Below are 26,388 nucleotides of genomic sequence, written 5' to 3' on the forward strand. Positions count from 1 at the left end.
CATGAAGGAGAAAATAATTAGATGGTATCATCAGGCTCTGGAATTTTGGGCAGGGCTGTCAAAAAAGAGGAAGATTTGGTTCGCGAGTGGTGCGGCTGCACTACTGGTTGTCATCACAGTAATTTTGCTTTTGACGAATGTCAAACAATATGCACCTCTTTATAGCAATTTGTCTACAAGCGAAGCAGGGCAGATTGCGGATACTCTGAACAATCAGAAGGTGCCCTATCAGCTCTCAAATGGCGGAACAACGATCAGCGTTCCAAAAAACCAGGTTAACACTTTGAAAGTTGAACTAGCAGCACAGGGTATTCCGAAAACGGGCCAGATCGATTATTCTTTTTTTGGACAAAACGCCGGGTTTGGAATGACGGATAATCAGTTTAATGTGCTGGAAAGGGCTGCGATGCAGACAGAACTTGCCAACCTGATCGCTAACAACAAAGGTGTACAATCTGCAAAGGTTATGCTCACGCTTCCACAGACAAACCAATGGGTAAGTAATCAGGGCAGTCAGGGCCAGGCATCGGCTTCCGTCATGCTGAACGTGGATCCGGGCTACCAGTTAAGCAGCAGCCAGGTTCAGGGGCTCTATCGCCTTGTGTCGAAAAGCGTGCCGAACCTTCCTGAAAGCAATATCGTTATTATGGATCAATATTATAACTATTATGATCTAAAAAATAGTAATTCAGATAATTCAACTCTTTCGGCGTATGATCAGCAACAGCAAATTCTTCATAACTTTGAAAATAGTATCCAGCAAAAAGTTGAGCAGATGCTGATCACAATGATGGGTCAGGGAAAAGTTATGGTCAACGTCACTGCCAATGCCGATTTTACTCAGTCAAAAGAAACACAGGACTTGGTTGAGCCGGTTAATCAGCAGACTATGGAAGGCCTTGCGACGAGTACAGACCATATTGCGGAGACATACACTGGCCAGGGCGCAGCAGGTCAGGTCGGAACCGGAACAAGCGATGTGCCTACATATCAGGCGGGGACAAATGGCAACGGGACTTATCAGCATGTGGAAGATCGTGTGACCTATGATTTCAATCGGATTCACCGCGATGTTGTCAACAGCCCGTACAAGATTACAGATATGGGAATCCAGGTTCTGGTCGAACCGCCAAACCCGAACAATAACAGCTCATTGTCGCAGCAACGGATTAATGATATCAAACAGATACTTAACACAATTATTCAAACATCTATCTCTGGTCCTCAGGGTCAGGAACTTCCGATTAGCCAGATTAGTCAGAAGACAGATGTTTCGGTCGGACGTCTGAACGGACAGATTTTGCCACCGGCAGCGCCAGGATGGGGTATCTGGCCTTACATTATTGGCGGTGGAGTTCTGGCGGCTGTTCTTGGCGCGGTGATCTGGTTAATTCTCAGAAATCGCAGACGGACTTTTGAAGATGAAGAAGCTGCCACCGTTCAAGATATATCTCAGAATGAAGATGAACTTGCAGCTGCAATGAGTAAAGATAATCCCGAACAGAGAAGATATAACGAACTTGAGAAACTGGCAAGGCAGAAACCGGATCAATTTGTCAAACTACTGAGAGGCTGGATGTCTGACGATCGCTAAGGAGTGGGAAATTTGGCTGAACGAAGAACGAAGATGAATGGCAAACAGAAAGCGGCCACTCTGATGATCGCACTGGGTACCGAAGTATCGGCAAATGTTTTTAAACACCTGACAGAACAGGAAATAGAAGATCTCACTCTGGAAATATCGAATGCACGCAAGGTAGATTCGGATATGCAGAAACAAGTGATTGAAGAATTTTATCAGACGGCTATGGCTCAGGAATACATATCTCAGGGTGGAATCGGGTACGCCAAACAAATTTTGGAGAAAGCTCTGGGCACGGAGCAGGCTAATGACGTCATTCAAAGACTTACTTCCACACTGCAGGTGAGACCTTTTGATTTTATGAGGAAAAGTGATCCGCAGCAAATACTGAATTTTATTCAAAATGAGCATCCGCAGACGATTGCTCTGATTCTTTCATACCTTGACCCCGACCAGGCGGCAACGGTACTCTCAGCACTTCCCGTTGAGGTTCAGGCGGATATCGCTAAGAGGATTGCGCAGATGGATCGGACTTCTCCTGAGATTATTTCGCAGGTTGAACATGTTCTGGAAAAGAAAGTGTCCAGTTCATCAGTAAATCAGGATTACACGCAAACCGGAGGCATTGCGTCGATTGTCAATGTACTGAATGGTGTAGATCGAACAACTGAGCGTAATATTCTTGATCAGCTTGGAGAGCAGGATCCGGATCTGGCTGAAGAGATCAAAAAAAGGATGTTCGTTTTTGAAGATATCGTCATATTGGATGATCGGGCCATTCAGCGCGTCATTCGTGAAAGTGAGAACGAAGACCTGATCCTCGCCATGCGTACAGCCAGTGATGAAGTAAAGGATCTTCTCTTTCATAATATGTCCGAACGGATGGCTGTCAGCTTTAAAGAAGAAATGGAATACATGGGACCCGTTCGGCTGCATGATGTCGAAGAGGCGCAGACACGCATCGTCAATACGATTCGGAAACTGGAAGATGCGGGAGAAATCGTTATCGCAAGAGGAAAGGGGGACGATGTGATTGTCTAACATCATCAAATCCCCGGAATCCAGCAAGAATAAAAAAACTGTCCGGCTCTCAGTTGTTGTCGATCCGTCTCTTGATGCTCTGAACAGCAAAATGGATTTAAAATCAATTGAACAGACCCTTGAAGAGAAAGTAAATCAGGCTAAAATGCAAGCTGCTGATATCTTGAAAAATGCGGAACTGAAGAGCAGGGAAACAGAGTCAGCGCTGAAAAAAATGGAAGCGGAGGCCAGACAGAAACAGGCCGAGGCCTATGAGGACAATAAAAAAACGGGATTTGAATCGGGTTACAAGCAAGGCGCCGCAGAGGGCAGAAAGTCCTATATGGCTAAGATAGCAGAGGCAAATCAGTTGATTGATCAGGCCAAAAAGGAATATCTGAATAAGGTTTCCATGGCGGAGCCTGACATTCTTAAGCTTTCTATGGCTGTTGCCGAAAAAATAATCGGTGCTTCTATTGCCCTCGACGAGGATAAATGGTCCACTCTGGTTACTCAAGCCGTGCGGGAAGTTAGAGATCAAAAGTCAATAAAAATTATTGTTCCACCGGTACATTTCGGAACACTCGATCTGCATAAAGAGGAGCTGGACGATCTTGCCCAGGATGCGAGTGTTTCCATCTATGCGGATGGCGATCTTTCAGAGAATGATTGCGTTATTGAAACGGAATTTGGCAGAATTGATGCCGGCATTGACAGTCAGTTATCAGTCATTAAGGGAAAATTAAAAGAGCTGATGGAGGAGAATGCCTGATGAATGCGGATCTGCTGATTGATTCACTCTCATCGATTGACAGCTACCGGCGATTTGGGAAAATCAGCCGCGTTGTCGGACTTCTTATAGCCTCAAGGGGACCGGAATCATCGGTTGGCGATGTTTGTATTATCCATCTGAAAAATGAGAGACAGGAAATAAAGGCCGAAGTAGTCGGATTCAGAGATGAAGAAATTCTGCTCATGCCTTATACGTCGGTGGCTCATATTTCGCCGGGATGCCTTGTAGAAGCAACTGGTAAGCCTCTTGAAATTAAAGTCGGTGAAGAATTATTGGGCCAGGTCTGCGACAGCATGGGAAATCCGATGTCGCAAATGCAATTTTCCAAAGGATTTGACATCGTGCCGACGAACAGGAAACCGCCTGATCCGCTTCAGAGGCCGCGCATCAAAGAGCCGATCGAACTCGGCATCCGCTCGATTAATGGACTGCTAACTGTTGGCAAGGGGCAGCGTGTCGGAATATTTGCAGGAAGCGGGGTCGGCAAGAGTACTTTGATGGGAATGGTTGCCAGAAATACATCGGCTGATTTGAACGTCATTGCTTTGATTGGAGAGCGGGGCCGTGAGGTCAAAGAATTTCTTGAGAAGGATCTTGGACCGGAGGGAATTGCTCGTTCAATTATCGTTGTCTCTACAAGTGACCAGCCGGCGCTAATGAGAATTAAAGGCGCGATGACTGCAACCGCAATTGCCGAATATTTTCGGGCACAGGGAAAAGATGTGCTGCTGATGATGGATTCTTTGACACGTGTGGCGATGAGTCAGCGGGAAATTGGCCTTGCCGTCGGTGAGCCCCCAACGACAAAAGGTTATCCGCCTTCTGTTTTTGCTCTGCTGCCCAGGCTTCTCGAACGGGCGGGAACCGATATTCGTGGTTCAATCACTGCTTTTTACACTGTGCTGGTTGATGGCGATGATCTTGATGAACCGATTTCCGATACGGCGAGGGGCATTCTGGACGGTCATATAGTGCTGGACCGCGCGCTGGCTCAAAAGGGTCAGTACCCGGCGATCAATCTCCTGAAAAGTGTCAGCCGTGTCATGAATGAAATTGATACGCCGGATCATCTGAGGGCCGCTGCGCATTTTCGCGCGCTTCTCTCCCAATATACTGAATCTGAAGATTTGATCAACATTGGTGCTTATAAACAAGGCAGTTCAGCCGCAATTGATGCAGCGATTCAATATCATCCGAAAATTCTCTCTTATATGTCACAACCGGAGAATTTAACGGTGACACTTGACCAGGCTATTGCACAGCTGGAATCTGATTTTGGAAAGGAGAACACGCCAGATGTCGTTTGACTTTCGATTGGAACGTGTGATGAGGATAGCCGAAAGTGAGAGAAAAAACTTTGAGTCACAGTATCAGGTGTTATATGACAGGCTGGAGAAAATTGCATACCAGTTAATCAGTTTACTTGAGGAAAAGAAACTAGTGCAGTCAGATCTCGAAAGAAAAATGCAGAACACGATGACTATTGACTCTATGAAACTTCAGCTCATTAATGTTGAAATGGCTGATCGCATGATTGAGGAACAAACTTTGCTTTATGATCAGTCTAAACGCCAACTGGAGCAATTGCGGTCCCTGCTACATGAAAAAGCCATTGAAGTCAAGAAATATGAAAATATGAAGGACAAGAAAAAAGAAATTTATAATAACGATCTCAAGAAACACGAAATGAAGCAGATGGACGAGATTGCTGCACTGCGGGCCGTTAACCACGGTTGAAAGGATTGAGATAACTTGGATGAGAAGAAAAAATCAAGATTTGGGATAAAGCTGCTAAAGTTTTTTCTGGCTCTTCTTATTCCTATTCTGTTCTTGCTGCTTTTGACAGGTTTATTTTTAAAACTTTCCGGGATCGATCCCGTGAGCCAGGCAAAGGCACTGATTTTTGGAAAAGGAGTAAGTCCTGCAGTCCAAACATCTGGAGTACCTGCATCTACTTCTCCGGGACTCAAGCAGCAGATTGCCAATCAGAATGCTACGATCAAAAGCCTTCAGAATGACAATAATCAGAAATCAGATCAGATTGCACAACTGCAGAATCAACTGAAACAGGCGCAAAACCAGGCAAATCAACAGAATCAGACTCAGAAAAGCCAAAATAGCGCTGCGCTCCAGACAGTGTACTCACAGACGTATAAGAACATGGATCCCACGAAAGCCGCAGCAATTTTTGGGAAACTTCCAGTAAAACAGGCTGCCAACTATATAAATATGCTGGATGATGCGACAAAAGCATCGATTCTGGAAAATATGACACCGACACAGGCAGCTGCGATCACTCAACTGCTGAAGGCACCGCAGAATACTAATTCTAGCGCGACAATTACCGGTTCGTCTTCATCGACGTCAGTTTCTACGACGATTCCTTAATTTGATTTTGTCCCCTTTGAAAGGAGGTGAAAATATGAAAACGGGTCCGATTGTTTTAAACGTTCAAGCGAGTAAGACCACGGAACTGAGTAAGAAGAAAAAGAGTGCATTTTCACCGGACTTTTCTTTTCTCGCATTGTTTAACACGGCGGCACAATCCGCATCCCCACCGCAAACCGGAAACGCAGGTCAGAAGGGTGAGGTTAGGTCTCGTTCAGGTAACAGTAAGCATCAGCAAACACGCACTGCAGTGAGCGATGCACAGCTTTCAAGACAGGCACCCGCTGCCGGCGGTCAGAAGAGTAAATTATCTGAACCCACTTCAATGAAGCGGAATCACGATCATGCAGCACAGGCAGCTAGTGCACAGGCCAACCCGCACAGGATATCTACAGACGGTGTGGGGAGAAAAATTGGAGAAACCTCTTCTGAAATTGGAAAAAAACCGATTCAGAAGAACGCCATCAGTTCAGCCGGTAATGGCAAGGAAACACCGATTGTATCACAGGTAGTTGGGCATTCCAAATCGTCAACTCAGAATGTGCCTTTAAAACAAGTGACGACTCCGGATCAGATTAAATCGGATCTTGCTACTTTGATTAGCACACGCTCAGGTCAGACAGGGAGTGCACATGAAGTTCCTGCTCAAAACTCGGCGATTGCTTCAAAGATTGTCGAGACCACCGGGAATTTTGCGAAGACAGAAAGCGGGGCAGTCCAAAAAGAGGCCCTTCCAAACAATCCAAATGTATCAAAGGCGATAGTATCCCCTGTAGTGAACCTTATGGCACAGAATAAAGTGGATCGAAATGTATCGCAAACTGCAGGTGCGAGGACGAACCAGGCGCTTAAAGCTAGAGTTGATTTAAAATCCGAACCGGATCAGCCCGTTGGAGAAAAATCGTCAGGTGATCCTGAACTTTCGGCAAGTAATAAATCCATCAATAAATCCACTCAAGAATCTTTTACGGTTAAAAAAGGCACTTTGCCGGTTTCTCAAATGGCAGCGAGACAAATGAGCCATGCTGAACTTCTGGCCTCTTTTTCAACTGTCAGCAAAAGTGAAGATGGGAAACCGGTTGGTTCACAAGTGACTGATCAGTTGCTCAAGTGGATGGGGAAGCCATCATTCCAGATTGAGACTGGCGGGACTAAGAATTTAACGATTACTTTGCATCCTGAAAGTCTTGGAAAGCTGACCGTGTCGGTGACCCAGACAGCTGATGGAATGACAGCACGTTTGATCGCAGGGACGAAAACAGCGAAAGATCTCCTGCAGTCCGGCCTAAGCCAGCTGAAAGATGATCTTGCTGCTCAAGGCATCACGATTCATCAGATTGATGTTTCACGGCAATGGCAAAGTTCTGCTCCAGGTGGGTCACAGCAGATGAATCAGGACCAGCAGCAAGCCTTTCAAAATCATGGCGGACATCAGGATGAGCAGAATGAGGAAAATCAGCGGAAGAAATCTCCGGATTCAGTCGCTGGTCTTCAGAACGACAAAGCATTTAGTGAATGGATGACGGGGGGTGTTCAAATAGGATGAGCAGTAACGTAGCGGCAAGTGGATCCGCGGGAAGTACAGCAGGAACCACAACAGATCAGACGACAACTAATCCGAACGGTGAATTGAGCAAAGATGATTTTCTGAAATTGCTCGTCGCACAGATGGATAATCAGGATCCCACAAGCCCGATGGACAGTGGACAGTTTGTTACGCAAATGGCGCAATTTTCATCTTTGGAACAGACACAGAACATGAGCAGCGCGATTGACCAGCTTGTTGCGACACAAGCTAATAATTCACTTTCCGGTCAGGCAACAATAATCGGCAAAGAAATAACCTGGACAGACAGCAGTACTGATGCGAATGGTAATAATGTCTCAACGACCTCAACCGGTATCGTGAACGCTGTCACTATCAAGAATGGGCAGATCAGTTATGTGACTGACAGTGGGGCAACCGTTGATCCTTCGACGATTACGGAAGTTTCCGATGCGGCAGGAAGCACCGGGGCAAGTAGCAATGGCTAATATTGAGGGGTATCCTTATTATCCGATTCCTTCCATAGGCAATCCGGGACATCGTGCGGAATCGAAGAAAACTGCGGAAACAGGAGAATCGTTTAAGCAAACTTTCAATAACCAGCTGAACGAACAGCCTGTAAAATTGTCCAGACATGCCATGGAGAGGCTCGAAACAAGAAATATTCATTTGTCTGCATCGGAATGGAACCAGATCCATGATAAAATGCGTGAAGCGAAAAAAATGGGCGTCAATGATTCACTGGTTTTAACCAAGGATGCCGCACTTGTTGTCAATACGCCAAACAACACGGTCATCACGGCGATGGATCTGCAGGAAGCCAAGTCACATGTTTTCACGAATATCGATGGAGCGATATTGATTAATCATTGACCGGCTGGACCTTTTTAAGGAGAGCCATGACTGTGGACTGACTGAAGCAGTCAATAAAAAAGGAGGAAACAAATATGTTATTACGTGCATTAGGATCAGGTGTATCAGGGCTTAAGAACTTTCAGACGGATCTCGATGTCATTGGCAACAACATTTCAAACGTCGACACCACTGGATTTAAAACGGGCCGCGTCAATTTTGAAAATACCTTCAGCCAGCAAATGCAAGGAGCAAGCGCTAATGTGAATCCGACTCAGGTAGGATTGGGATCTCAAGTTAGCTCAATTGATAACATTCAGACAAATGGAACAGTCAATCAGACAGGCAATCCGTACGATCTGGCGATTAACGGCGAAGGGTACTTCAGAGTCACTAATGGTGCCAACCAGTACTATACAAGAGCGGGTGATTTCAAACTGAACTCTGCAGGTACTGGTTTTGTAAACAGTCAAGGCATGGCTTTGGATATTGGTGGTACAACAACTCCCGGAGCATCTTTTAATACGGTGTCAAGTTTTACTGTTGATCAGGCAGGAAATATTACAGGAGTAGATAAGACAACAGGTAATTCAGTGAATTTAGGAACTGTTAATCTTTATACTTTCACCAATCCGGGTGGACTTGAAAGTGTGGGCAATTCTCTTTTTCAGCAGTCTCAGGGTTCGGGTGCTGCAACTCCTGCCGCAGGACTTGGGACGACTACCAGCATCCAGCAGAACGCTCTTGAAGGCTCAAACGTCGATCTGACCGATGAAATGACCAACCTGATTGAAGCAGAACGCGCCTACCAGGCCAACTCGAAAACGATCACGACAGCCGATTCGATTCTTCAGACGCTTGTTAGTTTGAAGCAAGCTAATTAATGAAAGGAAAGGAGCGAACTGGATCCGGCTTCCGGATTCAGTTCAATTTGTTAAACCTATGATTCAGTTGACACGATTTAATGACCAGACTTTTGTCCTGAATGCTTTTCTCATAGAGCAGATTGAGGCACTTCCGGATACTACGATCACATTGACGACCGGGAAGAAAATCGTTGTCAAAGAAACAGTCGATCAGGTTACTCGCCGCGTGAACGGATTTCTCAAAGAAATACCGTCGTGGTCTCAGGCGGCACATGCGGAAGAAGGTGTGCTCAGATGTTCAAAAGCAGAGGATTAAACATCTTATTCATCATCATGATTCTGGTGATTATTGGAACAGTTGTCGCTTATTTTATGCTGTCAAGTTATGCACAGGGTAAGACCGATATTCAAAATCCGAGCATCAATGAGATCGTTCAAGATCTTACGGTTTCGACAGGCGAAATCACGACCAATATCCAGGGGGATCATTTTATCAAAGTCGAGTTCAATATCCAGGTTTCTAATAGGGATGCGAAGAACGAATTGATGGAACGGTCATTCCAGGTAAAAAATGCGGTCATTTACACAGTTTCCGGAATGACCCCTCAGGATCTTCAGGATCAGAAGGGGATCGCCAATTTGGAAGACCAGGTTGAAAACAGAATAAACGGTTTTCTGGAGAGCGGTCATGTGACCCACGTTTATACTACGGAAAAGATAGTACAATAACGGAATCATGGAAAATAAGGTGATGATGCAACTTGGCAGATATTCTTTCACAGTCTGAAATTGATGCGTTACTCTCCGCACTTTCAACAGGCGAGATGAATGCAGAGGAATTAAAAGAAGAAGAAAGTAAACCGAAAGTCCGAATTTACGACTTTAAAAGGGCGCTGCGTTTTTCGAAAGATCAGATCAGGAGCCTGACGAGAATTCATGAGAACTACGCCAGACTGCTCACTTCTTATTTTTCAGCCCAGCTGAGAACTTATGTGCAAATTTCAGTAGCTTCAGTTGACCAGCTTCCCTATGAGGAATTTATCAGGTCCATTCCATCGGCGACTGTCCTGAATATCATCGAAGCACCGCCGCTTGAAGGACATCTGATTGTTGAAGTTAATCCAAATATTGCTTACGCCATGCTCGACCGTTTGCTGGGCGGTGTCGGGGTCAGCATGAATAAAATTGAGAATTTGACAGAAATCGAAAAAGATCTGATGAAAAACTTATTTGAAGGATCGCTTCCTTCGCTTAAAGAGGCATGGGCTTCAGTTGAAAGTGAAATGCACCCGAACTTACTTGAATTGGAAACGAATCCTCAATTTCTTCAGCTTGTTTCTCCTAATGAGACAGTGATTGTCATTTCTCTGTCAGCCATGATTGGAAAATCAAGCGGAATGATTAATATCTGTCTCCCGCATGTCGTGCTGGAGCCTGTCATTCCCAAATTATCCATGCATTATTGGATGAGCGAGAAGAAAAACGATGCAACAGAGGAGGAATATCAATCACTTCGTAAGCGCGTTGAAAATTCGTTGATCAATATCAATGTGTTGCTAGGAAAATCACAGATCACGGTCCATGAATTACTACATCTGGGCACCGGAGATGTTATTGCACTGAATCGGCAGATTGATCAGCCGCTTACGGTAGAAGTTGGCGGTTTTTCGAAATTTTTCGCTCAGCCGGGGAAGAAAAACAAGCGAATGGCTGTCCAAATCATCAAACCTATTATAGAGGAGGATAACCGTAATGAGTGATGGACAACTTTCACAGGAAGAAATTGATGCGCTTCTCGGTCACCAGACAGAAGACGCGAAGCATTCAGCACAGCAGGAAAAAAATGTGGACGAACAGCCCTCGTCGCCTGAAAAGGGTCCCATGTCTGAACTTGAAGAAGACGTGCTTGGCGAAATCGGGAATATTTCATTTGGTAGCGCCGCAACTGCTTTATCAACAATATTAAATCAAAAGGTCGAAATTACGACACCTGAGGTACATATTGTTAATCGGAATAAGCTGGGTGAAGAATTTCCTGTTCCACATGTTTCGGTACTCGTGAATTATACCGAGGGCTTTCAAGGATCATGCATGCTGGTGATTAGAACGAGAGATGCCAGTGTCATTGCGGATTTGATGATGGGGGGCGATGGCAAAAAGCCGTCCACAGAAATCAATGAAATGCAGATGAGCGCCGTTCAGGAAGCCATGAATCAGATGATGGGATCCTCTTCAACGGCAATGTCTACCGTGTTTAATCGCCGTATTGATATCTCACCGCCTGAATTGACTCTGATGGATGTCAAGACGAGGCGCGGTATCGAAAATATTCCAGATGATGCATTAATGTTTGAAATTTCCTTCCGTTTGACAATCGGAAATCTCGTTGATTCGAATATTATGCAGCTGGTTCCGATCCCCTTTGGAAAGAAGCTGGTTGATCTGTTGATGAGCGAAAACGCCGGTGAGAAAGAACGGCAGGAAGCCGTTACCCAAGAGCCATCTGCGGCGCTAACTGTTGCTGAAGCAGCCGATGCTCCGGTTTCCCCGGCTTCTCCGGCCAGTCAGGATGACCGGGATAAAAAAGTAAAAGAAAGGGTTTCTGCTACTGCTGAATCAAAAAATGTTGTGCACCCGAGAAATGTGCAGACGGCTGAGTTTTCCGAATTTGGAAGTACTTCGGTTCAATCCGAGGAGAGCGCACCGCGAAATTTGGATTTACTGATGGATATCCCTTTGGATGTCAGCGTTGAACTTGGACGTACGCGAAAAACAGTCCGTGAGGTATTGGAGCTGGGTCCGGGATCAATAATTGAGCTGGACAAGCTTGCAGGTGAAGCGATTGACATATTAGTCAATCAGAAATATGTTGCAAAAGGTGAAGTAGTCGTCGTTGATGAGAACTTTGGCATTCGTATTACCGAAATTCTCAATCATGCCGAGAGACTTAAAAACTTGTAAACTTGTTTCTACTTAACGATTATTGGAGGGATTAGTTTGGCAGGACGGATTCTGATTGTTGACGATGCAGCATTTATGAGAATGATGCTGAAAGATATTTTGACAAAAAATGGTTTTGAAGTTGTGGGTGAAGGCGCAAATGGCAATGAAGCTGTTTCCAAGTATGAAGAGCTTAAACCTGATCTGGTAACATTGGATATTACGATGCCGGAACTAGATGGCATTCAGGCACTTAAAAAAATAAAAGCCAAGGATTCGGACTGCAAGGTCATCATGTGCTCTGCGATGGGTCAGCAGTCGATGGTTATCGATGCGATCCAGGCCGGGGCAAAAGATTTTATTGTCAAGCCGTTTCAGGCTGATCGGGTGATCGAAGCTATTAAGAAAACACTTGGATAAAACAGGAAAGAAGAAGGTGGCGGTTTGTTGCCAAGAGGACTTATAGCTCTTGTAATCGCACTGGCTCTGATCTTCGGCACGAATACCCATGCCTTGGCGGCGGATCCGGCAAACGGAACAGTTGCAGATATGTTCAAAAATCAGAGCAGTGGGCATAAATCCCAGACAGATCAAAACCACAGCGCTCAGACAAACAGTAATAACGCGTCCCCTTCGGCATTAGGCGGTTCGAATCTGTTTATCGATTTTGTGAAGATTGTTTTTGCTCTCCTGCTTGTTCTCGCACTGATTTACCTTTTATACCGCTTTGCGGCTAAACGGACGGGAAAGTTCAGAACGAGGAATGCGCTGAAGAACCTCGGCGGTGTTTCTGTGGGCACAAACAGATCGGTACAGCTGATTAGAGTTGGAAATGAAGTGATGGTGATCGGCGTAGGGGACACCGTGCAATTGCTTAAGGAAATCAGCGATCCTGCTGAGATTGAAGTGCTGTCAGAACAAGAGGAAGCAGCTAACCACATGGAAAAAAGCGTGATCAAAGCTTTGCAATGGACCGGGAAAACGCTCAGAAAAAGAGATAACGAAAAGAACGATAATTGGGAAACAATGAAGTCAAAGTTTAGAGAGCGTTTGAGCCTGCTGAACAGCGAGCGGGAGGAAAAGATGAAAGAAGTTATTCGGGAGGTTAAGCGGGATGAATAGTATACCGGGCATACCATCAGGTTTATTGACCAGCCAGCCTCAGAATGTTGCTACGACAGTTCAATTGCTGCTCATTCTGACTGTGCTTTCATTGGCTCCGGCTATTCTGATTATGATGACATCTTTTACAAGAATCATTATTGTTCTTTCCTTTGTAAGGACGTCACTCTCAACCCAGCAAATGCCGCCGAACCAGGTGCTGATCGGATTGGCACTGTTTCTGACTTTTTTCATCATGGCACCCGTCTATGGACAGATCAACTCTGATGCGATCCAGCCCTATATGAAGGGCAAAATCACGCAACAGCAGGCGATGACGCGTGCCGAAGATCCGGTCAAGACTTTTATGGCGAGGGAGACACGGGAAAAGGACTTGCAGCTGTTTATGAGTTACGGCAAATACAAGATGCCGTCAAAGATACAGGACATTCCTTTGACCGCACTCGTCCCGGCTTTCACAATCAGCGAATTGACGACCGCTTTCCAAATGGGCTTTATGATTTTCATACCCTTCCTGGTTATCGATATGGTAGTGGCAAGTATTCTGATGGCTATGGGCATGATGATGCTTCCGCCTGTCATGATTTCACTGCCCTTTAAAATCCTGTTGTTTATTATGGTAGATGGCTGGTATCTGATTGTCGTGTCGTTGCTTAAAAGTTATCAGTGAAAGTCCATGCGGCTATTTTCATAGGGAAGAGGGATGAGAGAATCAATGAGTGCAGAAACAGTGCTGTCTATTGCCGATCAGAGTGTCATGATTATTTTGATGGTTGGCGGTCCCCTGCTTATTATTGCGCTGGTAGTCGGTCTGATCGTCAGCATCTTTCAGGCAGCCACCCAGATCCAGGAGCAGACTCTCGCGTTTATTCCTAAAATTGTTGCCATTTTGTTTGGGCTGATCTTTTTCGGACCATGGATGCTGTCGCAAATGCTTACTTTTACACAGAATATTTTTGCCAACTTGCCGAATTTTATCAGATAGTAAAGGATAATGTGATCCGTGTCAATCTTAAATGCAGTTCCTGCTTTCTTGCTGGTGCTTGTAAGAATTTCCAGCTTTTTAGTCACAATGCCGATTTTTTCATACCGAACCATTCCCAATACAGTCAAGATTGGGTTTGCATTGGTTTTGTCTCTGCTGATTGATGTAACACTTTTTAAAAGCCAGGTGATTCCTCTTAATGGATTGTTTATCCTGCTTGTGATGAAGGAAGTGCTGGTTGGTCTGGCAATGGGCTTTGTTGCTGGAATTCTTACATACGCTGTCCAGTTTGGAGGGGCTATTATCGACCTTCAGATGGGTTTTTCCATAGCCAACACAATTAGTCCTGAAAATGGATCGGCAACGCCGCTGACTGGTCAGCTGCTCTATATGCTTCAGATTCTTTTTTTCCTTGGTGTGGGAGCACACTATATGCTTTTGAATGGTCTAATGTACAGTTTCAGTCTGTTTCCACTAAACAGTTTGAACATTCAGCTTGCAAATGGAAACACGGTTGAATTTGTAACCCGGCTTGTTGCTCAGATGCTTTTGATTGGTGTACAGCTGGCTATGCCTATTGTCGGATGTCTTTTCCTGGTTGATATAGCTGTTGGATTGGTTGCACGGACAGTCCCTCAAGTCAACGTTTTTGTTGTTGGTCTTCCATTAAAAATTATTGTCGGTTTTCTTATGATGCTGGTTGTTTTCCCGATCTTCATCGTCTTATTTCGCGTTGTTTTCGAATCGACAACAGATGCATTCAGTACGTACATGCGTCTGCTAGGGAGTTCTTGACATGGGAATTTGCCGTTATCCACTCGATCTTCAGTTTTTTGCAGGAGAAAAGACTGAAAAAGCGACACCACATAAGCGGGAGGAAAGCAGAAAACAAGGGGAAGTTTTCAAAAGTGTGGATCTGAGCACGGCGGTCAGCTTGCTGGCTTTTTTCCTCTACTTTTGGTTTGCCGGCGGAACAGTCGGCGGAAAACTGGCGAATATGATGTCGGGGATTTTTCAGAATTCGTTGACCATGAATCTGTCTGAGAATAATGTGCACAGTTTTTTTTCCAATCTGTCACTTCAGTCACTCACGCTCTTAATCCCAATTTTTGTTGTGGCTCTAGCCGTCGGTATTGCTAGTCAGCTTTTTCAAGTTGGCTTTCTCTTTCAGCCGGAGTTGCTTGCCTTCAAACCGGAGCGCATCGGCCTGTTGAAGGGATTGAAACGCGTCTATTCTCTGAAAGCCATTGTCGAACTGCTTAAATCACTGCTCAAAATCCTGCTCATCGGGCTGGTTGCTTTTTCGGTCATTTGGTTAAATCGGGTGGCCGTAACTGAATCGGCGGAGAAATCTCTGGGTGACGGGCTGGCGACCATGTCAAAAATAGTTCTTGATATGGGTTTGGCTGTTTCTGTGACTTTAATCGTTCTAGCAGTTTTTGATTACTTTTATCAGAGATTTGAATACGAGAAGAACATGCGGATGTCCAAACAGGATATCAAAGATGAGTTTAAAAATATGGAAGGCGATCCAAAGATCAAGTCAAGGATCAGACAAAGGCAGAAGCAGATGGCGATGCGCCGCATGATGCAGGAATTGCCTAAAGCAGATGTAGTGATCACCAATCCGACGCATTTTGCGGTGGCCCTTCAGTATGAATCAGGCAGAATGTCGGCACCGAAAGTTATTGCGAAAGGCGCGGATCACGTGGCTTTTCGTATCAAGGCGATAGCGAGGGAACATGAAATCACTATTGTTGAGCGTAAACCGCTGGCGCGTGCCTTGTATTTTCAATTGGAAATCGGCGACAGTGTTCCGGAAAAGTTTTTTAAAGCGGTAGCCGAGATATTGGCATATGTTTATCGTCTGAATGGAAAAGCGTAAAAAGAAGAGGAGAGGGGGGGAAACATGAAAAGAAGGGATTTTATTGTCATCGTCGGCGTTGTTGCGATCGTAATGATGCTGATTATTCCATTGCCGTCCGCACTGCTCAGCTTCTTGATCATTCTTAATATTTCACTGGCACTGACCATTCTCCTTGTTACCCTGAATGTTACCGGACCGCTGGAGTTTTCAGTATTTCCTTCACTGCTGCTGATTATGACGCTTTTCCGTATTGGATTGAATGTGTCGACAACGCGGTTGATACTGACACAAGGCAATGCCGGACAAGTCATTGAAGCCTTCGGTCAGTTTGTGGTTGCCAATAATGTCATTGTTGGCTTAGTTGTATTCCTGATCCTGATTATTGTGCAGTTCATTGTTATCACCAAGGGCGCTGAACGTGTCGCTGAAGTTGCGGCGAGATTCACACTTGATGCGATGCCCGGTAAACAGATGAGCATTGATGCGGATATGAATGCGGGACTGATTGACGACCGGGAAGCGAAAAAAAGACGGGAGAAAATCACCCGCGAGGCTGATTTTTACGGTGCGATGGATGGGGCAAGTAAATTTGTAAAAGGCGATGCGATCGCCAGCATGATTATTGTTGCCATTAACTTAATCGTCGGCATGATTATCGGTGTGCTGCAGCAGGGCCTGTCCATGGCGGACGCGGCTCAGAATTTCAGCCTCCTTTCGGTAGGTGACGGCATTGTCAGCCAGATCCCGGCGCTGCTGATTTCTACAGCTACTGGTATCATAGTCACAAGGTCTTCTTCAGAGAAAAATATGGGCAGAGAAGTAACCGATCAGCTGCTCGCATTTCCGGTGATGCTTATCGTCGCCGGATCAGTGGTCTTTATTCTCGGCCTGACGCCGATCGGTATGGTTGCTACATTGCCGATTGCTCTGCTGCTTGTTATTGCCGGCGTGCTGACCCGTAGAAATCGGCAAAAGGAAATAAAGGCGAAGACGACGGATGCAGATAAGAAAGTCGAGGATAAGTTTAAAAATCAGGAGAATGTGATCAATCTTCTACAGATGGATCCGGTTGAATTTGAGTTTGGCTATGCACTTGTTCCGCTCGCTGACAGCAGCCAGGGAGGCGATCTGCTTGACCGGATTGTAATGATTCGCCGCCAGCTGGCTTTGGAACTTGGCATTGTGCTTCCAGTCGTCCGGATCAGGGACAACATTCAGCTTGAACCGAACAGTTACCGGATCAAAATTAACGGCAGTGAAGTGGCAAGAGGTGAATTGATGCTTGACCATTATCTCGCGATGAGTCCCGGTGTTGAAGATGAATCAATTAAGGGGGTAGAAACAACGGAACCTGCCTTTGGCATGAAAGCGCTCTGGATTGACGAACCGACCAAAGAACATGCCGAAATGGCGGGTTACACGGTCGTCGATCCGCCATCTGTCGTTTCCACCCATCTGACTGAAGTGTTGCGCGGGCATGCGTGGGAACTTGTGGGACGCCAAGAGACCAAGCAGCTTATCGATCACTTAAAGGAACACTCACCGGCATTGGTTGAGGCGGTGACTCCAGAACCTATGAACATCGGTGATATACAGAAGGTTCTTGTTAACCTTTTGAAAGAGAAGTTATCTATTCGCAATTTGCCCGTTATTTTTGAAACTCTTGCAGATTATGCGCAGATGAGCAGAGATACCGGCCTTTTGACTGAATATGTCCGTCAGGCTCTGTCGAGGCAGATTACTGAGCAGTTTACAAAGCCGGGCGAATCGCTCAAAGTTTTAACATTAAGTCCTGATCTTGAAAGAAAGATCAGCGATTCGGTTCAAAAAACCGATCATGGAAATTTTCTGGCAATGGATACAGCAACGACAACGCAAGTGTTAAAAAATCTGTCGTCCTCTAATGAGAAATGGACGGATATGGACAGTGACCCTGTAATTCTCTGCTCACCCGCTGTTCGCATGTATGTCCATCAATTGACAGAACGCTATTTTCCAAATATTCACGTCCTGTCTTATAACGAACTTGAAACGGATGTAGAAGTTCAAAGCATTGGGGTGCTGGATGCGGCATGAAAATGAAAAAAATAATTGCGCCGACAATGGCTCAGGCAATCGAGAAAGTGAAACAGGAACTTGGCAGTGATGCCGTTATCTTTCAAACCAAAAAGGTGACAAACGGACGTTTTTTTAACCTTTTCAAACAGGTGAATGTTGAAGTCCTCGCGGCCAATGATACGGATACAGATCTTTCATTTAAAGATTTACCGAAAAATGCCGAAAAAAGGCATAGGAGTTTGTCTTCAGGTTTAGATGATCAGATTGGATTGCCTTTTCGACCTTCCAATGGAAAAGTTGATCGGCTATTCTCGGGCCCGGTATATCTGGACAGACTGCGATCACGACTGGTGACGCAGGGACTAAAAGAACAGCACGTGGATGATCTGATCAAAACGATGGTAAAAAAATGGTACCAAAGCGATGAATCTTTAAGCGAATTGGAATTGGATCAGCTTTTGAAAGATCTTCTAGTCAAGCGTCTTAATCCGAAGCGCTTTCAGAATACGGTCGTTAATCATCGTTTTGTCATGTTTCTTGGACCAACCGGGGTTGGAAAGACAACGACGATCGCGAAACTGGCCGGGCGTGAAATACTGGAGGGCGGTAAAAAAGTTGCTTTTATCACAACAGATACTTTTCGTATTGCAGCCATAAGTCAGCTGAAAACATACGCAGATATTTTGAACATTCCCATGGAAGTAGCCTATACTCACCAAGACTTCCATGCATTGATTGGCAAGTATGCAGATTATGACCGCGTATTCATCGATACGGCAGGACGCAATTTTAATGAACAGGCATATATGGCTGATATGGGGGAAATGGTTCGTGATGATCCGCAGATCATGTTATGCCTTGTGCTGGCTGCAACGGCAAAACTTGAGGATCTGACTTCACTTGTGCGGCGTTTTAAACCTCTTTCTGCTGAGCATCTGATCATAACCAAGATGGATGAAACCTCAACATATGGAGCAATCGTCAGCACCCTTCTTGAGTTTCCCGAAAAACGTATTTTGTACATAACAAATGGTCAGCAAGTGCCTGATGATCTGAAAGTTCCGAATGTGAATGAATGGATTAACTTCATGCTGGGTGATAAAAATGATGAATGATCAGGCAGAGAGATTAAGGCAATTGGTAAACTCAAGGAATGTTCCGGAAAAAGCCGGTATAGTTGTTGGTATCCTAAGCGGCAAGGGAGGCGTTGGCAAGTCCGTTTTCAGCGTTAATTTTTCAATTTCCCTTTCTAAAATGGACAAAAAAGTGCTCATTATCGATCTGGATGTAGGTATGGGCAATATTGACCATCTGCTCGGCAAGCCGGCGGCATACAATATTGCAGATTCCATACACGACAAGCTGAGGCTTGATGACGTTGTTTTCACGGGCCCGGGCAATGTTTCCTGCATTTCGGGCGGCAGCGGTCTGGACAAGCTGTTCAGTCTTGACGAACAGAACCTGAATACTTTTCTGGAGCAGATGGAACAAATCCGCAAAAAATATGACTATGTCATCTTTGATTTTGGAGCCGGGGTGTCGAAGAATATGATGCATTTTCTGCTGGCCGCCCATCAGGTCATTCTCGTTACAACACCTGAACCTCCGGCAGTGGCAGATGCCTACTCGGCTTTGAAAATTCTTCTATTAAACAATCAGAATCTTCAGGTTTCCTGCGTCGTCAATATGGTTGATCATTTGCAGGAAGGCAGAGAAACCTGGGAAAGACTTTCGGAAGCATCCGGCCGCTTTATGGGAACCGGAATTAAATGGATGAGTGCGCTTCACCGGGATCAGGCTGTTCTGCGATCTGTGAAAGAACAGGTCCCCTGTGTTCTACAGTATCCACGCGCGAGGTACAGTATTGAAATGAAGCTTTTGACTGCCTCTTTCCTAGTTGGTGATCAGAAGAATGAAGGCGCCGATTCAGACCATCCCGCTTCGTTTTCAGACCGTGTGAAAGCTTATATCAGAAAGTTGGGAGGGAAAAGAAAATGAACCCTGTTCGCGTGCTTGTTGTTGATGATTCAGCTTTCATGCGCCAGACTCTGAAGGCAATGATCGAAGAGGATTCAGCACTGCAAGTTGTTGCAACAGCCAGAAATGGAAGGGATGCTCTGAACAAATTGGTTCAATACCGCCCGGATGTAGTAACCCTAGATATCATTATGGACGGTGAAAAAGACGGCCTTCAAGTGCTTCATGATATTATGGCTGACATCCCCACCCCAACGATTATGGTTAGCGGCGCAGGCGACGAAAATGTAAGTTATGTCATTGAAGCGATCAGCAACGGCGCATTTGATTTTATTTTTAAACCTTCCGGCAGGCCGTCAGATATTGAACATATTCAGCATGAACTTCAAACAAAGATCAAGCAGGCTTCAATTTCAAAAATACGCAGAAATGTCGGCGATTGTGAAAGAGAAATCGCGGCAGCCGATAAAGCTGATGTTGTGAAAACGTTTAGTGGGGAGAAAAAAAAAGGCTCCCTTGTATTCATCGGAACATCAACAGGAGGTCCGAGAGCTCTGCAAATTGTAATACCCGGACTGAAGAAAAATCTGCCTGCGCCAGTGCTCGTCGTTCAGCACATGCCGCCCAAGTTTACAAAATCGCTGGCAGAAAGACTGAACAGAATATCTGAACTAACTGTCACAGAAGCTGCCGAAGGTGAGATCCTCGGCAGCGGTCATGTCTACATTGCACCCGGAGGCTTTCATTTGCAGATTAAAGAAAATTCCGATGGGATGCTTGTGGTTCACTTGGTGGATACTTTGCCCGTACATGGTGTCAAGCCTTCCGCTGATGTCACCTTAGATTCACTGTTAAGCATACGTGGCCGCTCTTATGTTGTTGCGATACTGACGGGTATGGGTAGGGATGGTGCCGACGGGCTCGCCGCGCTGAAAGATGCCGGGCCCGATGTTCATACAATCGCTGAATCGGAGGAATCGTGCGTTGTTTTCGGCATGCCGAAAGCAGCTATCGAGACGAATAAGGTTGATGAGGTCTGCAAGATTCATCAGGTAGCTTCCGCAATTTGCAATCAATACGGCTTAAGGGGAGATGAATGAAAATGGATATGAGCCAGTATTTAGGGGTGTTTATTGATGAAGCAAGAGAACATTTACAGAATTTGAATGACAAATTAATGGAACTTGAAGAAAAGAAGGAAGACCCTGAGCTGATCAACAGTATTTTCAGGTCGGCACATACGCTGAAGGGCAGTTCGGGGCAAATGGGTTTCAGTACGATGATGGAACTGACGCACACGATGGAAAACGTATTTGATGCACTGCGCCACCAAAAAGCTACTGTAAACTCAAACATGGTTGACGTTCTGCTTGAGGCACTGGATTTGCTGGAATCAATGGTTGATTCGATTGAGCAGGGCGGAAACGACAAGTTGGAAACTATGGATACGGTGAAAAAACTTCAGGCCCTTTTACAGGGAGGGCAGCAGGAAACAAACGAAGCGCAACCGGCGGCAAAAATAGCTGGCAGCAGTCCTGCAGATTTCGGGCTTTCATACACTGAATATGATCAGGCAGTTATTGAGCAGGCACTCTCTCAGAATCTGCACGTCTTTGAAACTGAGGTGACGCTCAGAAAAGATTGTGTGCTTAAAGCAGCCAGAGCTTTGATGGTGTCAAATGCTCTTGAAGATATCGGCAATATTATTGAGTCCCAACCATCAACTGAAGACATTGAGAAAGAAACCTTTGATGAGGCGTTTATATATGTGGTCGTTACTGACCAGGACGAAGCGACAATTCAAGAAAGAATCATGAATATTTCAGAAATTGAACGTGTTGCCGTGTCCTCTGTCCAAAGCTCATTTCAGAAAAATGAGGGCACTAATGAATTAAAGAAAAAGAAACAAGTAGATCAGGCAGCAGGATCTTCAGAAAATCATGCCAAAAAGCCGGTCGCAAAAACGATCCGTGTAAATCTGGACAGGCTGGATCATCTTTTGAATCTTTTTGAAGAGATGATTATCGACCGGAGCCGCCTTGAAAAAATATCTTCTGCATTAGAAAACCAAGACTTGAAAGAATCCGTCGGCATGTTAAAGCGCGTCTCAGATCAGTTGCAGGAAACGATCCTGAATCTTCGGATGGAGCCGGTAGAGCAGGTCTTCAACCGCTTTCCAAGAATGGTGAGGAGCCTTTCAAAAGAACTGGACAAAAAAGTCAATCTGGTCATCACCGGTGCAGAGACGGAATTGGATCGGACGGTGATTGATGAAATTGGCGATCCCCTGATGCATATGATCCGGAACTCAATGGACCACGGGATTGAACATCCGGATGTGAGGGAAAAAATCGGGAAGAATCCGGAGGGGACTCTGGCGCTCAGAGCCTATCATAGCGGAAATCACGTGTTTATTGAAATTGAAGACGACGGGGCGGGCATTAATCGTGAAAAAGTACTGAAAAAAGCGGTAGAGAAGGGAATCGTGTCCGCTGAATCCGCGCAGTCGCTCACCGATAAGGATATCTATCATTTGCTGTTCGAGTCTGGCTTTAGTACCGCTGATAAGATTTCTGACATTTCGGGTCGGGGTGTCGGGCTGGACGTTGTTGAAAGCAAGATTCATTCGTTAAGTGGAACAGTCGAAGTCGACTCTGCCACCGGCAAGGGAACAAAATTTACAGTAAAACTTCCTCTGACACTTTCGATTATTAATGCAATGCTGGTTCAGACCGGAAAAGAAATATATGCGATTCCGATTACTTCTATTGCTGAAACGGCACTTGAACGGCAGGTTAAAGTGCAGACACTTAATAGACGTCGTGTCATGAATTACCGTGACCGCATCGTTCCGCTCATCGACCTGAATGACTATTTGAATGTCTCCGCAGCGGATGTGAACGAAGTTGCGGGCAATGGGGATGAAATTTCACGATCAATCGTCTTGGTTCGCCATGGGGACAAAATCGTCGGTACAGTTGCCGACAAATTATTGGGCTATCAGGACATTGTGATTAAGCCGCTTGGAAATTATCTTAAAGATGTCAGGGGATTTTCAGGGGCGACGATTCTGGGTGACGGACAAGTTGCCTTAATCCTGGACTGCCAGGAACTGATTGACGTGCAAAAGAAAAAAACATTCAAGCAGAATGCCTGAGGGGGAAAACCGAATGGAAAACACGGAACAAAAAACAGTTAAAGTCATCTTATTTCATTTGGGCGATGAGACTTATGGCGTCCCGATCGATCAGGTTCTTTCCATCGAACATCTTGAGTCTCTTACCCGCGTACCGAATGCCGCAAACTTTGTTGAAGGTGTGATGAATCTCAGGGGGCTGATTATACCGATCATTGATATCAGAAAACGCTTTGGACTTGTACCTGTTCCTGTCACAAAAGACAGTCGGGTGATCATTGTTGAAACTGAAGATCTGCAGGTCGGCATGCTGGTCGATACGGCCAAGCAAGTTACTGATATTGATTTTGAGGCTATAGAAAAAACTCCGGATATTGTGGGCGGGCTGGATGCCAGGTATATCAGCGGTGTCGCAAGAATCGAAAATGACGGGCTGCTTGTCTTGCTCAATCTTGACCGTGTGCTCAGTGATCAGGACCTTGATGACTTGAAATCAATTGAGGAGTGACTTGATGCACAGACTATCTGACCTGTATCCTGATCATCTGGACCTGCTTAAAGAAGCTGGAAATATCGGTGCGGGACATGCGGCGACTGCCTTGTCAACTTTGCTTCAAAAAAGGATCGAGATGAAGATCCCTTCAGTAAATGTGATCCCGCTCTCAGATGTTATCAAGAAGGATGCCGAGAAACACGTTGCTACTTCGTACATCGAAATAAGCGGGGATTTGAAAGGCTACTTTTTCATGATGTTTGAAGTAAAACTTGCCAATCGGCTTATTCGTCAGCTTGTTCCGGATGGCTCGGTTTTTGACAACAGTATGGGTAAATCCGTTTTTTGCGAAATCAGCAATATTCTTTGTGGGTCTTACCTGTCGGCGATATCGACTTTTTTTCGCATTCATCTGAACCAGTCCCCGCCTAACTATGCCGTTGATATGGAAGGGGCCATTCTTGGAGAGGGACTGGTAGAGCTGTCTCTTTACGATGATTCTATCCTTTTGGTTGGTGCTGAACTGTTTGACAGGGATGAAAAGAGTAAATTCAAAGGCGAATTCCTTTTTCTTCCACTTCCTGAATCCCTGGATGCACTATTCAGCGCTGCCGAAGGGAAGTCATTTTTGTGATTCAGGTTGGACTCTCTGAGATAAAATTTGCTGAAAGTCCGGAAGTGCTGAGAACTATGGGACTAGGCTCCTGCGTGGGGGTCATTATTTACAATGAGATATTAAAAAGTGCAGCGATGGCTCATGTCATGCTTCCAGATTCCTCCCTTGCGCGTTCCAATTTGTTCATGCCGGGTAAATATGCGGATACAGCGATTCCAGAATTGGTTCGGCTGATGACCGATGTGCATGGATTTCCGCTGCGCAGTTTAAAGGCAAAAATGGCAGGGGGCGCGGAAATGTTCAAGTCGTCCAAAACATTGCCGCTGGGAAGCATCGGGCTGCGAAATTCGGGAGCGGTGCGAGCTCAGCTTCAACGCTTCCGGATCCCGATTGTTGCTGAAGAAACAGGAAAAGATTACGGGCGCACGATTGAATTTAATCCGGGTTCGGGTTTGTTGATGATCCGTACCATTTTTCACGGCGCTCATATCATTTAGTCTTGAATGTCTAAGAGAAGAGGGAGAAAAAGTGGCAAAACCTGACGAACTGGAGCTGGAAAACTGGAACCGATGGAATACCGAGCGGAACAAAGACGCAGCGGATTTTCTCCTTCAACTTTATATGCCTCTCGTACAGTACCATGTTCAGCGAATCGGTGCCGGCCTGCCTCGAAATGTTGATCGCAGTGAGCTTCAGAGTTACGGTTTGATCGGGCTTTATGATGCACTTGAAAAGTTCGACAGCCATCGTGATTTGAAGTTTGACACATATGCCTCTTTTCGAATCAGAGGAGCCATTTTGGACGGATTACGGAAAGAAGACTGGATGCCAAGATCTGTACGTGAGAAGAGCAAGCGAATTGAGCGGGCAGCGGATCAGATTGAGCAGGAACAAAAACGCTCGGCTTCCATCGAAGAAATTGCTGAGAAATGTGACATGACTGTCAGTGAGGTATCGCAGGTTGTTTCTGAAGGACTGTTGACAAATTTACTGTCTCTTGACGATGGAGCACCCGGGGGGAAAAATGATACTCCATCCGTTTCTATTGAAGATCCGGACGCGATCCAGCCTGATCAGTATTTGATTGATCAGGAAAATCGTCACATTCTGGCTGAGGAAATCGATAAACTCAGTGAAAAAGAGCGTCTGGTCGTTTCATTGTTTTATTATGAGGGATTGACGCTGACAGAAATCGGCCAGGTCCTTGAACTATCAACTTCACGCATTTCCCAGATTCACTCCAAGGCATTGTTCAAATTAAGGCAGTATCTGACAAAACAGATCAATGAGTAGTTGGCATTGATCCAACCTGTTAACGAGCACGCGATAAAGCTGGAACGGTCAGTTATTTTTCTTTAGCGTTTCAGAAAAACTGAATTTTAATGGCATTGTTCGAGGACCGCTTTATTGTGAGGACGCAATCAAAAAGGAAGGGGCGGTGACCGGCGTGTCTGCTCTTTGGATCACATTCAATTTTTTGCTTACCATACTTGCTTTTTATCTTATTCTGCAATTATATCAGCGAATACGCCTTTTGCAGCAGACGGATTCGAAACAACTGCTCCATGATGTTGAAGATATTTTTGATGCCTATCTGGAGGAAACCCGAAAAGAGAATGACCGTCTTGTTGCCAACCTTAAGGAAGCAATTGAACCGCCTGCCCGCCAGAAGAGCACGGCAAAAAAAAACCACCCGGCGCGTTCCAAAAAGGCCGACACCATCCATAGACCGGCTGAACAGAATCCGACACCTTTCAGCCAGGTGCTGAAAAAGGAAAGCGAACTCCAGATGCAGGAAACGATAAATTCTGGGGAATCCGTGGAGACGGAGCAGACCGCCCCTGAAGAAAAGGGCGAATGGATGCCTCCTGTAGAAGACATCAACGATAAAATGGAAGAATCACTGTTTTTACAGGCTATGAAACTTAAGAATAAGGGATATACTACCACTGAAATTGCAAAAGAACTGAACCGAGGAAAAGGGGAAGTTGAGCTTCTGCTCAGATTTCAGGGCAAAGGTCAATCTTAATCTTGTCAATGTGCTTCATTTATGATATATTAACGTTTGGTGTCAATCACACACGCTGGCTGATTTGCATATAGGTGCTGATTTTTTCAGTTGTATGTAAAAAAGAGGCTGACGGAGG

Annotated in this window: 30 protein-coding genes; all 30 read left to right on the forward strand. The window is 45.4% G+C overall.

Annotation, left to right across the window (positions count from 1 at the left end):
- Window position 1 precedes the first annotated feature (1 nt).
- The 30 genes from fliF (at window position 2) to COP04_RS09225 (ending at window position 26,270) form a co-directional block, all read left to right on the forward strand.
- A complete protein-coding gene (gene fliF, locus COP04_RS09080) occupies window positions 2-1,594 on the forward strand; it encodes a flagellar basal-body MS-ring/collar protein FliF (RefSeq protein ID WP_100487678.1) in 1,593 nt (530 codons plus the stop codon).
- Window positions 1,595-1,627: 33 nt separating this feature from the next.
- Window positions 1,628-2,623 (forward strand): flagellar motor switch protein FliG, encoded by a 996-nt coding sequence (gene fliG, locus COP04_RS09085; protein WP_420852786.1) that lies wholly within the window; start codon window positions 1,628-1,630, stop codon window positions 2,621-2,623.
- Window positions 2,616-3,374 (forward strand): flagellar assembly protein FliH, encoded by a 759-nt coding sequence (fliH, locus tag COP04_RS09090; protein WP_100487680.1) that lies wholly within the window; start codon window positions 2,616-2,618, stop codon window positions 3,372-3,374. The genes fliG and fliH overlap by 8 nt, the downstream gene beginning before the upstream one ends.
- The gene (gene fliI, locus COP04_RS09095) at window positions 3,374-4,702 is read left to right on the forward strand and encodes a flagellar protein export ATPase FliI (RefSeq protein ID WP_100487681.1); all 1,329 of its coding nucleotides are present in this window, start codon (window positions 3,374-3,376) and stop codon (window positions 4,700-4,702) included. Before fliH ends, fliI begins: the two co-directional genes overlap by 1 nt.
- Window positions 4,692-5,132, forward strand: a complete 441-nt coding sequence (gene fliJ / locus COP04_RS09100; protein WP_100487682.1) for a flagellar export protein FliJ — start codon at window positions 4,692-4,694, stop codon at window positions 5,130-5,132. Before fliI ends, fliJ begins: the two co-directional genes overlap by 11 nt.
- 15 nt (window positions 5,133-5,147) lie before the next feature.
- Complete coding sequence (locus COP04_RS09105) at window positions 5,148-5,783, forward strand: MotE family protein (protein WP_100487683.1); 636 nt, start codon at window positions 5,148-5,150, stop codon at window positions 5,781-5,783.
- 34 nt (window positions 5,784-5,817) lie between these two features.
- Window positions 5,818-7,329, forward strand: a complete 1,512-nt coding sequence (locus tag COP04_RS09110; protein ID WP_100487684.1) for a flagellar hook-length control protein FliK — start codon at window positions 5,818-5,820, stop codon at window positions 7,327-7,329.
- Complete coding sequence (locus COP04_RS09115) at window positions 7,326-7,817, forward strand: flagellar hook capping FlgD N-terminal domain-containing protein (RefSeq protein ID WP_100487685.1); 492 nt, start codon at window positions 7,326-7,328, stop codon at window positions 7,815-7,817. The genes COP04_RS09110 and COP04_RS09115 overlap by 4 nt, the downstream gene beginning before the upstream one ends.
- Complete coding sequence (locus COP04_RS09120; RefSeq protein ID WP_100487686.1) at window positions 7,810-8,202, forward strand: TIGR02530 family flagellar biosynthesis protein; 393 nt, start codon at window positions 7,810-7,812, stop codon at window positions 8,200-8,202. Before COP04_RS09115 ends, COP04_RS09120 begins: the two co-directional genes overlap by 8 nt.
- A gap of 74 nt (window positions 8,203-8,276) precedes the next feature.
- Entirely contained in the window at window positions 8,277-9,065 is a 789-nt protein-coding gene (locus COP04_RS09125) for a flagellar hook-basal body complex protein (protein WP_100487687.1), read from the forward strand.
- Window positions 9,066-9,123: 58 nt separating this feature from the next.
- Window positions 9,124-9,363, forward strand: coding sequence for a flagellar FlbD family protein (locus tag COP04_RS09130; RefSeq protein WP_100487688.1), 240 nt, complete (start codon window positions 9,124-9,126; stop codon window positions 9,361-9,363).
- Window positions 9,342-9,776 carry a flagellar basal body-associated FliL family protein gene (locus COP04_RS09135; protein ID WP_100487689.1) on the forward strand — a complete coding sequence of 145 codons (435 nt, stop codon included), beginning with the start codon at window positions 9,342-9,344 and terminating at the stop codon, window positions 9,774-9,776. The genes COP04_RS09130 and COP04_RS09135 overlap by 22 nt, the downstream gene beginning before the upstream one ends.
- Before the next feature lie 32 nt (window positions 9,777-9,808).
- Window positions 9,809-10,807 (forward strand): flagellar motor switch protein FliM, encoded by a 999-nt coding sequence (gene fliM, locus COP04_RS09140; RefSeq protein ID WP_100487690.1) that lies wholly within the window; start codon window positions 9,809-9,811, stop codon window positions 10,805-10,807.
- Complete coding sequence (fliY, locus tag COP04_RS09145) at window positions 10,800-12,008, forward strand: flagellar motor switch phosphatase FliY (RefSeq protein ID WP_100487691.1); 1,209 nt, start codon at window positions 10,800-10,802, stop codon at window positions 12,006-12,008. The genes fliM and fliY overlap by 8 nt, the downstream gene beginning before the upstream one ends.
- Before the next feature lie 36 nt (window positions 12,009-12,044).
- Window positions 12,045-12,407, forward strand: a complete 363-nt coding sequence (locus COP04_RS09150; protein WP_100487692.1) for a response regulator — start codon at window positions 12,045-12,047, stop codon at window positions 12,405-12,407.
- Window positions 12,408-12,434: 27 nt separating this feature from the next.
- Window positions 12,435-13,109 carry a flagellar biosynthetic protein FliO gene (locus COP04_RS09155; protein WP_239984815.1) on the forward strand — a complete coding sequence of 225 codons (675 nt, stop codon included), beginning with the start codon at window positions 12,435-12,437 and terminating at the stop codon, window positions 13,107-13,109.
- Window positions 13,102-13,779 (forward strand): flagellar type III secretion system pore protein FliP, encoded by a 678-nt coding sequence (fliP, locus tag COP04_RS09160; RefSeq protein WP_100487694.1) that lies wholly within the window; start codon window positions 13,102-13,104, stop codon window positions 13,777-13,779. The genes COP04_RS09155 and fliP overlap by 8 nt, the downstream gene beginning before the upstream one ends.
- 45 nt (window positions 13,780-13,824) lie before the next feature.
- Window positions 13,825-14,094 carry a flagellar biosynthesis protein FliQ gene (gene fliQ / locus COP04_RS09165; RefSeq protein WP_100487695.1) on the forward strand — a complete coding sequence of 90 codons (270 nt, stop codon included), beginning with the start codon at window positions 13,825-13,827 and terminating at the stop codon, window positions 14,092-14,094.
- An 18-nt stretch (window positions 14,095-14,112) separates the two neighbouring features.
- A complete protein-coding gene (gene fliR, locus COP04_RS09170) occupies window positions 14,113-14,889 on the forward strand; it encodes a flagellar biosynthetic protein FliR (protein WP_100487696.1) in 777 nt (258 codons plus the stop codon).
- 1 nt (window position 14,890) lies between these two features.
- Window positions 14,891-15,979: a flagellar biosynthesis protein FlhB gene (flhB, locus tag COP04_RS09175; protein WP_100487697.1), complete on the forward strand. Its 1,089-nt coding sequence runs from the start codon at window positions 14,891-14,893 to the stop codon at window positions 15,977-15,979.
- A gap of 24 nt (window positions 15,980-16,003) precedes the next feature.
- A complete protein-coding gene (flhA, locus tag COP04_RS09180) occupies window positions 16,004-18,037 on the forward strand; it encodes a flagellar biosynthesis protein FlhA (protein ID WP_100487698.1) in 2,034 nt (677 codons plus the stop codon).
- A gap of 2 nt (window positions 18,038-18,039) precedes the next feature.
- Entirely contained in the window at window positions 18,040-19,134 is a 1,095-nt protein-coding gene (locus COP04_RS09185) for a flagellar biosynthesis protein FlhF (RefSeq protein ID WP_239984816.1), read from the forward strand.
- The gene (locus COP04_RS09190; RefSeq protein WP_239984817.1) at window positions 19,127-20,017 is read left to right on the forward strand and encodes a MinD/ParA family protein; all 891 of its coding nucleotides are present in this window, start codon (window positions 19,127-19,129) and stop codon (window positions 20,015-20,017) included. The genes COP04_RS09185 and COP04_RS09190 overlap by 8 nt, the downstream gene beginning before the upstream one ends.
- On the forward strand, window positions 20,014-21,096 hold the full coding sequence (locus COP04_RS09195; protein ID WP_100487701.1) for a protein-glutamate methylesterase/protein-glutamine glutaminase: 1,083 nt from the start codon (window positions 20,014-20,016) through the stop codon (window positions 21,094-21,096). Before COP04_RS09190 ends, COP04_RS09195 begins: the two co-directional genes overlap by 4 nt.
- A 2-nt stretch (window positions 21,097-21,098) precedes the next feature.
- Window positions 21,099-23,153: a chemotaxis protein CheA gene (locus COP04_RS09200; protein ID WP_100487702.1), complete on the forward strand. Its 2,055-nt coding sequence runs from the start codon at window positions 21,099-21,101 to the stop codon at window positions 23,151-23,153.
- A gap of 13 nt (window positions 23,154-23,166) precedes the next feature.
- Window positions 23,167-23,640 (forward strand): chemotaxis protein CheW, encoded by a 474-nt coding sequence (locus COP04_RS09205; protein ID WP_100487703.1) that lies wholly within the window; start codon window positions 23,167-23,169, stop codon window positions 23,638-23,640.
- Window positions 23,641-23,644: 4 nt separating this feature from the next.
- Window positions 23,645-24,259, forward strand: coding sequence for a chemotaxis protein CheC (locus tag COP04_RS09210; RefSeq protein WP_100487704.1), 615 nt, complete (start codon window positions 23,645-23,647; stop codon window positions 24,257-24,259).
- The gene (locus COP04_RS09215; protein WP_100487705.1) at window positions 24,256-24,738 is read left to right on the forward strand and encodes a chemotaxis protein CheD; all 483 of its coding nucleotides are present in this window, start codon (window positions 24,256-24,258) and stop codon (window positions 24,736-24,738) included. The genes COP04_RS09210 and COP04_RS09215 overlap by 4 nt, the downstream gene beginning before the upstream one ends.
- A gap of 31 nt (window positions 24,739-24,769) precedes the next feature.
- Window positions 24,770-25,534, forward strand: a complete 765-nt coding sequence (locus COP04_RS09220) for a FliA/WhiG family RNA polymerase sigma factor (RefSeq protein WP_100487706.1) — start codon at window positions 24,770-24,772, stop codon at window positions 25,532-25,534.
- Window positions 25,535-25,688: 154 nt separating this feature from the next.
- A complete protein-coding gene (locus COP04_RS09225) occupies window positions 25,689-26,270 on the forward strand; it encodes a DUF6115 domain-containing protein (RefSeq protein WP_157800239.1) in 582 nt (193 codons plus the stop codon).
- Window positions 26,271-26,388 lie beyond the last annotated feature (118 nt).

The organism is Sporolactobacillus pectinivorans (assembly GCF_002802965.1).
Classification (GTDB): Bacteria; Bacillota; Bacilli; order Bacillales; family Sporolactobacillaceae; genus Sporolactobacillus; species Sporolactobacillus pectinivorans.